A 12,098-nucleotide genomic window follows, 5' to 3' on the forward strand; every position below is an offset into this window, starting at 1 on the left:
CCTTTTCGCTCCTCTGAGCCTCTCGTCCGGGATGCGTGAGAGTCAGCCATTGGGCCGTTCAAGAAACCCGCAATAGTTCGAGCCAGAAGCAACCGCGTTAGCCAGAATGCCAGCCCTCACGTTTCGGACGCAATGCCACGCTGCCAAGCCACACCAGCCTCGTCCATGAGAAGGCGTCCCGCCGCCTCGCTATCTGCCCAGTCGGCCCGCAACTGCCCCTGAAATACAACGCGCCGGATCCCCGCTTGGATAAGCGAGGCAGCACACGCCGCGCATGGCGGATGGGTGATGTAGGCCGTGCAACCAGCGAGGGACGCACCCGAACGCGCGGCCGTGGCAACCGCGTTGGCCTCAGCGTGCACGGAGAGGAGCAGCTTCGTCGGTCGATCAGCAAGGCGCTCCGGCAGGTCGGTCACTCCGCGCGGGAAGCCATTGTAGCCGGTCACACGGATCCGGCGGTCGTCGTCCACCACGACGCATCCGACCTTCGTTGTGCGGTGCTTGGACCAGTCAGCGATATGCATTGCTAGAGCCAGAAACCGGGCGTCCCACCGAGGGGAGATGTGTGCATCAGTCATCTGGTGGTACAAGTGGCACAATTGGCTTACCAGTTCGAGATGAGCTGTTTTCCGAGAACCGACTGCCCGAGCAGTGGTCCACTGAATCCCAGCCGGGAGCACACATTGTAGATAGCCCAAAGTCAAGGACTCAGAACTTGTTGTTTTGAGCGCGCAGCCCTCAAGCTACAGGGGCTCTCGGCCGTTCGGGGACGAAAGCGGATCTTGCTCCACCCTCGCACCCTCAAGGTTCACGCTGAAAGCCACAGAGAGCCTGCGCCGCGGCGTGACAGTCCGGTCAGGAGAACAAGTTGTGAGGAGACCGACTGGAGCAGCGGTGGGAACCAGTTAAAGAAATTCTCTGAGCGAGCCCGCGCCCCTCTTACCGAATCAGAGGAAAGCTATCCCTGGGCCATTGCGGCAATTGCGTCGGGCCCCAGCATCCAGCGATCCCAGTCCGGGTCCGGCGTGGCGCCCACGCTCCGGTAGAACGCCCGTGCCGGCGCATTGTCCTTTAGGACGAACCAGCAGAATTTCCCATGGCCCGTCTCCAACGCGTGGCACGCCATCCGCCGCATCAGCCGACGCCCGACGCCGCCGCCGCGATGCTCCGTATCCACAAACAGCCACTTCATCATGAGCAGCGGCTCCAACGTATGCATAAAGGGGATCTCGTAATGCACAGCCATGCCGACCAGCCTGCCGCCGCCGCGGTCAGCTACGAAGGCGCCGAATTCGGGATGCTTGCCGAACCCACGCCGCAGCAGCTCTTTGTCAGTCAGCCGGAAGTCGCTGCCTCGCTCGTAGGTGACAATCCCCTCCATGAGGCGCCGCAGCTCGGGCACGTCCTCGCGTATCATCGGCCTGATCTCGACCATCTTCGTCTTCCCCGATCCGCGCCCAGCAGCGCGTCATCTGTTCCAGCGCGGCCTTACTTGCGGCATAGTCCGCGAAGCCAGCAAACGGCTTTTGAGCCAGCGTGCTGGAGACGTTAACGATACAGCCTTTGCTCACCTCCAAATGTGGAAGGGCTGCGGCGGCCAGCAGCGCAGGCCCGAACACGTTCACGGCGTAGATGCCCTGCAGATGCGCGAGCGAGGTTTCGGCCAAGCCTCTCGGGCTGCCCGCGCCGGCATTATTCACGAGGACATCGATACGTCCCCAGAAGCCGAGCGCTACCTCGACCACGCGGGCCACGCCGGCGGGATCGCCGGCGTCCACGGCCAGAGTTGCAATCTTCGGATCGCCAGCTGCCGCCGCCTCCAGCGCCGCCGCGCGACGGCCGGTGATGAGCACCCTGGCTCCTGCCTTGGCGAGCATCCGCGCGGTGGCGAGGCCGATGCCGGCCCCTCCACCCGTGATGATCGCTACCTTGCCCTGCATTTCCATGGCCGCTGCTCCTTGGCTGCACGGGATCAGGCCCGCAGGAACGCCAGCAGGTCGGCGTTGAAACGGTCGCAATGCGTGGCCGTCAGGCCGTGCGGCGCGCCTGGGTAGTAGATTTCGGAAGCGCCGCGGATGAGCCGCGCCGATTTGCGGGCCGAATCTCGGACCGGCACGATCTGATCGTCCTCGCCGTGCAGAACAAGCGTGGGAACATCGAACTTCCGGAGGTCATCAGTGAAGTCCGTCTCGGAAAAAGCCTTCACGCATTCGTAGGCGTTCAGCGCGCCGGCTTGCATGCTCCAGAGCCAGAACTGGTCAAGAGTCCCCTGCGAGACCGCAGCGCCTGGCCGATTAGCCCCGTAGAAGGCAACCGCCAGATCCCGGTAGTATTGCGAGCGATCGCCGGCTACGCCGACGCGGATGGCGTCGAAAACCTCCATCGGAAGGCCTTCCGCATTGGCGGGGGAGCGCAGCATGACCGGCGGCACGGCCGCAACCAGCATTACCTTCTTCACCCGCCGCGTGCCGTGCCGCCCGATATAGCGCGCGACCTCGCCGCCGCCCGTGGAATGGCCGACCAGCGTGGCGTCCCGCAGGTCGAGCGCCTCGATGACTGCTGCGAGATCATCCGCATAGCCATCCATATCGTTGTGGGTGGAGACCTGGCTGGAACGGCCGTGGCCGCGCCGGTCGACGGCAACGCAGCGATAGCCGTTCCGCACCAGGAAAAGCATCTGTGCGTCCCAGGCATCTGCATTGAGCGGCCAGCCATGGGAGAAGGTGACAACGGGGCCGGCGCCCCAGTCCTTATAGAAAATCTCGGCACCGCCCCGCGTGACGAAACCCATTGTCCGGGTCACGCCGTGGCGGTGGGGGGGTGTGGAGGGCGGCTGGGCCGAAGCGGCCGGCGAGGCAGCCTTTGCCGCGGCGCCGATGCCGGTGAACAGGAGCACGCGGCGCAGCGCCGGCATGGCGGGAATGCGGAGGGCGGTCATCTCCGGGTTTCCTTGCTGGAGTGGGGAGCGCGGGAGTACCGCTCAGAGGTCGGTGACGCGCACGGGCTCGGCCGCGGCGAGTGCCGCGGCGCGATCGGCACGCGGCGGGTAGATCCACACGGTGTTGATCTCGTGCTTCAGCTTCTTCGCGGCATCGCCGACGAGCTCGACTTTCCGGTCCCAACCACGCGTGAAGACCGCGCCGGCAGCGCCCAAATCGAGGCAGGTGACGTAGGCCTCCTGGCGGTATGCCACGGGCCGCACGCCCAGCAACTCCGCCGCCGCGTTGTTGCCGGCGAAGGCGCCCATCCGCGTGGCGTGCTGGCACGACATCAGCGCGAAATTCCCGAGGTCGTCGCTTGCCGCCTTCGCAGCGTCGCCGGTAGCGAAGACGCCGGGCACGCCGGGAACGCGCAGCTCGCGGTCGACGATCAGACGCCCTGAATTGTCATGCTCCGCGGGGATCTGCGCCGCCAGCGGCGCGGCGCGCATGCCGGCGGCCCAGATCACGGTGCTGCTCTCGATGCGGCGGCCGTCGGAGAGCATGACGCCGCCTCGGTCGACTCCGGAAACCCCGACGCCCATCTGGGTCTCAATGCCAAGGTCGCGCAACGCCTTCTCGATGACAGGGCGCGGAGCCTCGCCCATATCGCGGGCGATAGCCGCGTTGCGCTCGACAATCACGACTCGCGGCCTAGCCTCCTCGCCGAGGATGGTGCGCAGCCGCGCGGGCATCTCGGTCGCGACCTCGATGCCCGTGAAGCCGCCCCCGGCGACGACGACCGTGTTCCGGGCCTCCGAGGTCGGCCGGACCGCCAGCCCCTGCAGGTGCCGGTCGAGCGCGATGGCGTCGGCGAGCGTGTCGACGCTGAAGGCGAATTCGGACAGGCCTGGGATCTCCGGACGGAACAGCTCGCTGCCGCTGGCCAGCACAAGCCGGTCATAGCCCAAGACATGGGGACGGCCGGCGGCGGGAGCGATCTTGACGGAGCGCGCCCGAGTATCGATCTTCTCGGCGCGGCCCTGGACGTAGACGACGTCCACGGCGGCGAGGACTTCTCCCAGCGGCGCACCGAGGGTTTCGGGCTTGGCCTCATAGAGGCGCGGCCGGATCGTGAGGGTCGGCTCCGGCGCCACCAGCGCGATCTGCAGCTTCTCGGGCGCAACGCCCTGCGCCTCGCGCAGGCGGGCGGCAGACAGCGCGGCGTACATTCCCGCGAAGCCCGCGCCGATGATGATAATCCGCTTCTGCATCACTGATGCCTCCGTCCGTTGCCCTGGCGCCTGGCGAGGCGCCGGTGGGCGTGTCACCTGAGACAGAGAGTTGCCGGCTTCGTCATGCGGCCGATATTGTCCGTGCAGGTAGGTTGGCCCCGCCAATCGGTGAGCGGCCTTGGCTTCGGGACGAAGCGGCATCGCCGATCGACGGTACGAGCGAAGGACCCGCGACAGCCCGCACAACATGCTGTGCGCAAAGGAATGGTGCGCTTCCACGCTCCTCCGAAGGGGGGGTGCATCGCGCGCGGGAACGCCGGCAGTGCCGGGCCGCCACGGGCGCTGATGAAAGGCGGAAGCCTAGGACCTTCCTGCGCCGGTCGGTGATTCGATAGCTTCAGGCGGGCGGGCGGCAGGAAGGCGCCCCTGGCAACCAGAACCGGAAGCAGGCGCCGCCCCCCGGATGGTTCGAGGCCTCGATACGGCCGCCATGAGCGCTGATGATCGAATGGCAGACCGCCAATCCGATCCCCATGCCTTCGATCTTCGTCGTGAAGAAGCTCTCGAAGACGCGTTCGAGATCCTGCAGAGCGATGCCGGGCCCGCTGTCGCGGATGAAGAAGCGCAACGCATTCCCGACATCGGCGTCGAGGCAGATCTGGATCCGTCGCTCGGCAGAGCGGGCATCGCAGAGGGCCTGTATGCCGTTCACTACGAGATTGACGATGACCTGCTGCAACTGGACCCGGTTGCCGAGGATCTTCGGCCGCGCGGGATCGGCCGCGATGGTCAGCTCGATGTGCTTGGACTCGATGTCGTGATGCACGAAGAGCAGCGCCTCCTCGACGACATCGCGAAGGTCGAGCGCGACGCGCTCCCACTCGCCGCTCTGCGCCATCGACCGGACGTGCTGGATGATGTCGCTCGCGCGGCGCGCGCTGGAGATGATGCGGCCTGTGAGCTGACGGAGCTTTTCGGTGTTGACCGGCTCCCGGGACAGCCATCGCAGACTCGTCTCGGCATTTGTTACAATGGCCGAGAGCGGCTGCTTCACTTCATGCGCAATGGAAGTCGCCAGCTCCGCGAGCGTAGAAATCCGCGCGGCCTGAGCGTGATCGGCCTGGTGCTGCCGCAGCTGGGCCTCAATGCGGAGCCGTTCCGTGATGTCCTCGATAGTGAGGAAAGTGGTGTCAAGCTGCTCCGGCGGCATCGGGAAAGTGACGCAGATCAGGACGTCGCGGAGCTCACCGCCGAAGGTGAGGATCCTCGCCTGCTCGGTATAGTTCCGCCTCCCTTCGAAATGCGCAACCATGACGCGTTTCGCGGCCTCGGGCGTGGCGGCGAAGAGGTACCGGACGGGCCCAAGGAGTTCCGCCGCGTTGCGACTCTGGAAAAGGCTAACGGCCTTGTGGTTGACGTCGGTGATGCGGATGATGTCCTTGCCCAGCTCGATCAGCTCCGGATGCTGGTCGAGGAAGGCCTCGATGTCCGTCAGCCCCTCACCCTTGAGGCGGTCGAAGATTTCCCCGGTCGCGCGGGCGTCGATCTGCCACAGAGCCGTCGGCATGTTGTGGATGAGCTTACGGTAGCGCTCCTCGCTGGCTTGCAGCTCCCAGGCCGTCCGGTCGTCCCCGGTGGCCCCGTGGATCATGAGGAACACGGTGTCTGTCCGGCCGCGGCCGACGGGTCGCCACGCCGTCAGGGCAGCGTCGCGCAGGAGGCCGGTGGCCTCCGGCAGGCGCTTCTCTACGATCTCCGGCGGCCTCCTGGCCGCGAGCTCGAGCAGGATCCGGGCCAAGTCGCAACCGCTTTCCCTCGGCCAGAAGCTCGCCAGGGGCTGGCCTATCATGTGCTCGCGGCTGGCATTGCCGCCGAAGAGCCGGACGGCCCGCTGGTTGACGTCCACGATGCGCGTCGTCGCCAGCAGGTCGTCGAAGGCGGCCGAGCGGTGTCCGGAGATTGCGAGGGCAGCGACGGCGGCGCTGGCGCCGGAGGTGTCGAGCTCCCAGCAGGCCGCCCCGCTGGCATGCAGGTGAGCGAGCGTGCCCACATCCGCTCCCGCGATGCCAATGGCACCGCTCCGCCCATACTCGACGATCTCGACCGGCTGCGCGGCATGGTCGTGCCGCACCACCCTGCGCACGAGTGCGGTGACCTGCGATCCCTTCGAGGTGCGCCGGCGGATGGGGCCATGCCAATGACCTTCACGAAGCAGCCGGCGCCAATGCTCGGCCTCCAGCGAACTGCTCGGCGAGAACTCGGCGATGCCGCGGCCTACGGCCGCCATCGCCGGCCAGCCATACAGGGTCTCGGAGGCCGCATTCCAGTACCGGATGACGCCCTGGAGGTCGCAGACGATCACGCTGTCCGAGACAAGGTCGGCCAGTTCCTGGCCGGCAGCAGGGAGAATGCTCCGGTCAATCGCCGTCAGGCGCTTCTCCGCCATGCTACGGCATCCTCCCCTGACCTTCGCCCAAGAGCCCGCTCATCCGCCCTCCCGGCCGGTGCCGCCATCCTGGCCGAGCGCCTTCAGCAGCAGGATGAGGTCGTCGCTCGTGAGGGGCTTCGTGATGCTCGCCAGCGCGCCGTGATCCATGGCGGCGCGGTGGATGGCGGGATCGGCGAAGGACGTGATCACGATAACCGGCATCGGGGGCGCCAGCACCTTGATTCGGCGCAGGAGCTCCAAGCCGCCTATGCCCGGCATCCGGATGTCGGTGATGAGGCCGTCGAACCGGCCCGGGAAGTACGCCGCAAGAAATGCCTCGGCCTGATGGAACGACCGGCATTCGAGGCCGAGGGCCCGCAGGAGATCCGAGAGCGCCTCGCGGATTGTCTCGTCGTCGTCTACGACCGCGACAAGCGGTGAATGGGACAAGCACAAGGTCCTTGCTCAGGTCGTCCTGCCGGAACGCGCTGCCTGGCACCGACAGCGGCTGCGGCGGGTTCGGGTCATCCCGCGGCCTAGGCGGCTTCATCTTCTCGCAGGGGCGCGGGAACCGCTTCCCAGGCGCGGACGAGATCGGCGACCGACCTCGCCTTGATCTTCCGCATGACGTTACCCCGATGGACTTTCACGGTGACGTCGCTGATCCCGAGATCGTGGGCGATCTGCTTGTTGAGCTTGCCCTCCACCAATTGGCGCAGGACCTGCCGCTCGCGGGAGGTCAGAGTCTTCAACCGCTCGGCATGCTGGTCGGAGACGCGGGCGGAGGCGCGATGGGTGATGTCCGCCTCGATCCCAATAGCGATGGCGTCGAGCAGAGCTTGGTCCCGATGCGGCTTTGTCAGGAAATCAATGGCGCCTGCCTTCATCGCCTGCACCGACATCGGGATGTCGCCATGGGCTGTGAGGAAGACGATGGGCTTCATCCTGCCGCTGAGCGCGAGGTGCCGCTGGAGGTCGAGGCCACTAAGGCCCGGCATGCGGACGTCCAGGATTAGGCAACCCGGTCTGTCCGGCAGATCAGCGGAAAGCAGGTCGCGGGTGCAAGAGAAGCTGACCGTCTCAAGATCGACGGAAAGCATCAGCTCCTCGAGAGCCAGGCGCATCTCGGCATCATCGTCCACGATGATGACGAGGGGGCTCTCCGCCGCCGCAGCGTCCGCCCTTCCGCCGGGAACCGAACCCTTGCGGGCCGGCAGCGAGGTTCTCCGGGGACCGGGGAGCGACCGCGCCGCTTCACCTGTCTTCTGCCACAGTGGCGCGCCGCCTACCTGTCCCCGGGCCGCGGCAACAGAAGCGGCCAGCGCCCTCCCACCGAATGCCGGCGAAGGGTCCCTCGGGAAAGGACTTGATACTGCTCTCATCGTTCCTCGACACCCAGCGGCACCTGGCCGCTGCGCACCGGAACATACGGCGGGAACCTGTGCAGGTCGCTCCCGATCTTCCTAAAAGATGCTAAGTCACGGCGACTCAGGTCTCCGGGACGCCAATCAGGCGCAGGCCGCGGTAGAGCCGCTGATGCCCGGCGAGATAGCCGGGATGGTCGGAAAACACCTGCAATCGCAGATGCTCAATGGTGAGCCGGAAGTTCCCCATCGCCTCGCACCAGGCGTCGAGGGAGGTTCGCGCTTCTGTGATACGGCCGGCATGGGCCAGTGCACTGGCGAGGAAGGCCACGGGATAGGCGAGGCTGGGCGACAGGTCCGCAGCCCGGTACAGATGCGGGATCGCCAGTTCGTCGCGGCCCTGCCAGAAATCGTAGAGGCCGACCCAGAGATGCCAGAGGCCGACGCCGCGATGCTGTGGACTGAGCGTGATCGCGTGCCGTGTCGCCACCACCATCGATTCGAGGTCCCCCGTCAGGAAGGCGACATGTCCTGCGTAGGCGTGGGCTTCCGCGTCGCAGGGGTCGAGTGCGAGGGCCCGCTCGAAGGCAGCCAGTGCCTCCTCGAACCGACGCTGCATGAGCCTCACGTAGCCGCGGCTGAACCAAGCCTTCGGCCAGTTCGGGGCCCGCACGACTGCTCGCGTTGCCATTTTGTCGGCACGCCGCAGATCGGCGCGGGTGGCATCATTCGTCAGCGATCCGCGACGCGTGGTCGTGACGCGAATGTTGTCAGCGACGATCGCATAGGCCGATCCGGCGAGGGCGGGCGCAAGCGTTGGATCGGTGGCCAGCGCGCGTTCGAACCATCGGCGTGCCTCTGCCAGGTCCTCAGGGAAAACCAGGGCTCGGTTCAACGCGCTCCAACCGCGCAGAGCGCTGTAGCGCGCGCTGGGGGTAATCGCCGCCCCCTCGGAAGGGCCTGCGGCGGCCTCACGATCGACGAGTTCCGTAACCACGGCATGGATGAGGCGGCCCGCGATCTCATTCTCGAAGGAACTCAGCCCGATATGCCGATGCTCGAAGCGATCCGCCCAGATGGCCGCGCCGGTGGAGACGTCCTCGACCCTCGAAATCAGCCTGGCGACGCCTTCCGCGAGGTGGATCGATGTCCGCAGGGCATAGCGCGCCCTGCGTTCTTGCCCCTGCGCGTTGCCTTCCGCGTCACCTGGCGGAACACCGTAAGCGAGCGCCTCGTGCATTCGCGCCAGCTGCAGAAAGAGATGGCGATCGACCTCAGCCGCGAGAGACCGAGAGGCCGTGTCGTCAGGCGGGCATTGCACGGGGTAGATCAGGATGGAGATGCGGTGCATCGCCGGCGCTGCATCTTGACCGGCGGCTGGTTGGGCTAATGAGGCGCCCGGCTCTGGCCGCGCGGGCGTGACGGCTCCGACGAAGCGATAGCCCCGGCCATGCTCGGTGCGAATCACTTCGTTGGCTTCGCCACCGTCGCGCAGCACGCGGCGCAGCGCCGCCATGTGAACAGTCAGGTTGTTCTCGGCGACGACCCGTGCGCCCCAGCCAGCCTGCTGTAATTCATCCTTGGTGACGAGCTCGCCGGCGCGCTTCAGCAGGAGGAGCAGAAGCTCCGCGGCGCGAGAGCTGAGCAAGACAAGCTCTCCCTGTTTCTCGAGGCGGCGGCTGAGAGTATCGAAGACGAAGGGGCCAAAAGAGAACTTTGACGGGTCCTCCATGACGTCTCTTCCGCTGCCGGGTCGTCACCCTTCCAGAGCAATCAGCTGCCCGCGCCCATGCCGGGCCTTCTAGTGCAGCGCTCCAGCCCGGTCCACCGCAACACGGCTTGATCGGTACCAATCCGCTCACGCCTCTTATCGGAACATGAGCGGATCAGGTCGTCAATGTCGGATCAACAGCCTATGCCCGGCCTGACAAGCTGTCAGTAGTCCCAGAAGATCGGTACCCAGCGAAACCCGTCGCCATCAACCGCCACCCGGCCCAGGGATGGGAACGGCAGGTGAGTTGCCACCAGCAATTCGCCGGTCGCCGCCAGTTCCGTCAAAAGACGGACGCGGACGCGGGCCGCCTCTTCTGGATCGTGTTCGAAGCCATTGTACCAGTCGGGGTGGTCAAAACCGACCGCGAACACGGCATCTCCGGCGAATGTCAGCCGGTCGCCGCCCGATGCCATGCGGACCACGCTGTGCCCAGGCGTGTGGCCCCCGGTGCGATGGACGATCACCCCTGGCGCCACCTCATGCTGCTCATCGAACAGCTGCAGCTGGCTATTATACTCTTTCACGAACCGCTTGGCGGCCGACCGAAGCGCGTCCGGGAAGCCCGGCGGCATGGAGGCGTGGCTGAAATCGGGCGCCTCCCAGAACTTGACCTCGGCAGCTGCCACGTGAATGCGCAAATCGGGGCTCAGCCGTTCCCTCACGCCGTCGACGAGCAATCCACCAACGTGGTCCATGTGCATGTGGGTAAGCACCACATCGGTTATCGAGGCGAGATCTATGCCGGCGGCCTCCAGCCGCTTAGCTAGCTGCCCGGCGCGCGGCAGGTTCAGATCCGGATCAAACCCCAGCCCGGCATCGATGAGTATGATCTTTCCGCCGCTACGGACCATGACCACGTTCAGCGACCAGTCGAAAGCGTCCGGCGGCAGGAACATGTCCTGCAGCCAGGCTGAGCGAAGAGCCGGGTTGGCGTTGTGCCCCAACATCACGGTTGGCAACGGTAGCACGCCGTCGCTGACCACAAGCACGTCGATCTCGCCGATCCGCAGCGCGTAGCGCGACGGAACCAACTCGTCGGCCCTCGCTGTGGTAGAATTTATGATGCTGCGAGTGCTCATGCGTTGTCTCCTCTGCCGGGCCTCGGGCACGGCAGCCGCAACGCTACGTTCGCGCACCTCCTCGGTCGATTGGCTCTGAGGATATGACGAACGGTGCCTTGGTTTAGGCCCTTCGCTCGTCACGGTACCATCGATTAGCCCAAACGAATGCGGCGACGGTGTCCGACGGACTAGCCGAGCCGTCCTCGGCGGGCCGATTTCAGGCGTTCTTAAGTTCCCGGATGATGACGGCGCCGCGCATGGCGTCGAAGCGAGCGCAAGCAGCACAAAAGCCGAGAGGTACGGCCGCAGGCCTTCCGAAATCGGGATGAGAGCTCAGCCGTCTGCAGCTTGGAAGTGGACGCCCGACGGGTAGCTTCCGGCCAAGCTGAGGACGGTACTCGATCTCGCTCAGGAAGAGGTCCAAGTCGATATCGGGAAATCTCTTGCCCTAGAGCATTTTTGGTTTACTCGAACGCATAGCCTGAGTTGGCGAGGTAGTTTCGGCACACTACGGGGCTGAAGGTATCGAGCAGTCGGCCGATGGTGTCCCACAGCGCCTCGCGGGTTCGGGCGGCTGCCTTGCGCAGCCCGGCTTTGAGCTTGGCAAAGGCCTGCTCGATCGGGTTCAGGTCGGGCGAGTAGGCTGGCAGCAGCATGACGTGGGCGCGCGCCGCGCGGATCGCTTCACGCACGCCGGCGACTTTGTGGGCGGCGAGATTGTCCATCACCACCACGTCGCCGGGTTTCGGCCAGCGTCGCGTCAGGCTTCGAACGAAGATGGGCCAGCAACGCCACTTCATGCCGCCTCATGGCCAGCCGGCTTTGGCGGACGGCTGCCGGCACCGTGCTGCGGGGCGACGTCGTCCGTCGCCGCCCGCCGCTCCAAGGCCTTGTAGGTGTACGAGATGCTGACCTTGAACAGCGACGCAACCTTCCGCACCGCCAGCCCCGCATCGACCGCCGCCAGCACTCGCTCCCGCAGGTCCTGCGGGTAGGCAAGCCCAGACCGCCACGCCATCGAACCCTCCGGCCACATCACCGGAGGCCTATGAATCACATCCGCACCTCGTGCCGGAACCTCAAATCTGAATCCGGCAGCGGTGAAAGCGCTCTAGAGCGGTTTCCGACCGGAGTGAATCGGAGGGGCTTCCCCGACGCGGGCTGGATCTGATTCAAGCTGCCTGTCGGCGAGGAGGCCGGCAGGCATGTCCAAGGCGCTGTCGGTTGATCTTCGGGAACGGGTGGTGGCGGCGGTCGCGGCGGGGACGTCGTGCCGAGCTGCGGCGGCTCGGTTCGGGGTCAGCTCCTCGAGCGCGGT

The 12,098-nt window shown here is 66.1% G+C and carries 12 protein-coding genes and 1 pseudogene; 1 reads left to right on the plus strand and 12 read right to left on the minus strand.

Annotated features, from left to right (window positions below):
• Nucleotides 1-116: 116 nt before the first annotated feature.
• The 12 genes and pseudogenes from NJ376_RS10140 to NJ376_RS10195 form a co-directional block, all read right to left on the minus strand.
• A complete protein-coding gene (locus tag NJ376_RS10140) occupies nucleotides 117-578 on the minus strand; it encodes a deoxycytidylate deaminase (RefSeq protein ID WP_256476264.1) in 462 nt (153 codons plus the stop codon).
• A gap of 380 nt (nucleotides 579-958) precedes the next feature.
• A complete protein-coding gene (locus tag NJ376_RS10145; RefSeq protein ID WP_252953130.1) occupies nucleotides 959-1,402 on the minus strand; it encodes a GNAT family N-acetyltransferase in 444 nt (147 codons plus the stop codon).
• Entirely contained in the window at nucleotides 1,332-1,946 is a 615-nt protein-coding gene (locus tag NJ376_RS10150) for an SDR family oxidoreductase (protein WP_252953131.1), read from the minus strand. The genes NJ376_RS10145 and NJ376_RS10150 overlap by 71 nt, the downstream gene beginning before the upstream one ends.
• 26 nt (nucleotides 1,947-1,972) lie before the next feature.
• Complete coding sequence (locus tag NJ376_RS10155) at nucleotides 1,973-2,938, minus strand: alpha/beta fold hydrolase (protein ID WP_252953132.1); 966 nt, start codon at nucleotides 2,936-2,938, stop codon at nucleotides 1,973-1,975.
• Nucleotides 2,939-2,980: 42 nt separating this feature from the next.
• Entirely contained in the window at nucleotides 2,981-4,192 is a 1,212-nt protein-coding gene (locus NJ376_RS10160) for an NAD(P)/FAD-dependent oxidoreductase (RefSeq protein ID WP_252953133.1), read from the minus strand.
• A 358-nt stretch (nucleotides 4,193-4,550) separates the two neighbouring features.
• The gene (locus NJ376_RS10165) at nucleotides 4,551-6,599 is read right to left on the minus strand and encodes a PAS domain-containing sensor histidine kinase (RefSeq protein ID WP_252953134.1); all 2,049 of its coding nucleotides are present in this window, start codon (nucleotides 6,597-6,599) and stop codon (nucleotides 4,551-4,553) included.
• 39 nt (nucleotides 6,600-6,638) lie between these two features.
• Complete coding sequence (locus NJ376_RS10170; protein ID WP_252953135.1) at nucleotides 6,639-7,031, minus strand: response regulator transcription factor; 393 nt, start codon at nucleotides 7,029-7,031, stop codon at nucleotides 6,639-6,641.
• A gap of 86 nt (nucleotides 7,032-7,117) precedes the next feature.
• The gene (locus NJ376_RS10175; protein ID WP_456309195.1) at nucleotides 7,118-7,963 is read right to left on the minus strand and encodes a response regulator transcription factor; all 846 of its coding nucleotides are present in this window, start codon (nucleotides 7,961-7,963) and stop codon (nucleotides 7,118-7,120) included.
• A 106-nt stretch (nucleotides 7,964-8,069) separates the two neighbouring features.
• Nucleotides 8,070-9,677, minus strand: coding sequence for a winged helix-turn-helix domain-containing protein (locus NJ376_RS10180; RefSeq protein ID WP_252953137.1), 1,608 nt, complete (start codon nucleotides 9,675-9,677; stop codon nucleotides 8,070-8,072).
• Between the two features lie 203 nt (nucleotides 9,678-9,880).
• On the minus strand, nucleotides 9,881-10,798 hold the full coding sequence (locus NJ376_RS10185; RefSeq protein ID WP_252953138.1) for an MBL fold metallo-hydrolase: 918 nt from the start codon (nucleotides 10,796-10,798) through the stop codon (nucleotides 9,881-9,883).
• 446 nt (nucleotides 10,799-11,244) lie between these two features.
• Nucleotides 11,245-11,553 (minus strand): annotated as a pseudogene (locus tag NJ376_RS10190) (transposase); the annotation flags it as partial.
• Between the two features lie 23 nt (nucleotides 11,554-11,576).
• On the minus strand, nucleotides 11,577-11,798 hold the full coding sequence (locus NJ376_RS10195) for a transposase (protein ID WP_252953139.1): 222 nt from the start codon (nucleotides 11,796-11,798) through the stop codon (nucleotides 11,577-11,579).
• Between the two features lie 187 nt (nucleotides 11,799-11,985).
• Here NJ376_RS10195 and NJ376_RS10200 point away from each other — a divergent pair.
• Nucleotides 11,986-12,098 (plus strand): helix-turn-helix domain-containing protein (locus NJ376_RS10200; RefSeq protein WP_370288154.1); only part of this gene is annotated, 113 nt, incomplete at its 3' end.

It is taken from the genome of Siccirubricoccus soli, assembly GCF_024178315.1.
In the GTDB taxonomy this organism is placed as follows: Bacteria; Pseudomonadota; Alphaproteobacteria; order Acetobacterales; family Acetobacteraceae; genus Siccirubricoccus; species Siccirubricoccus soli.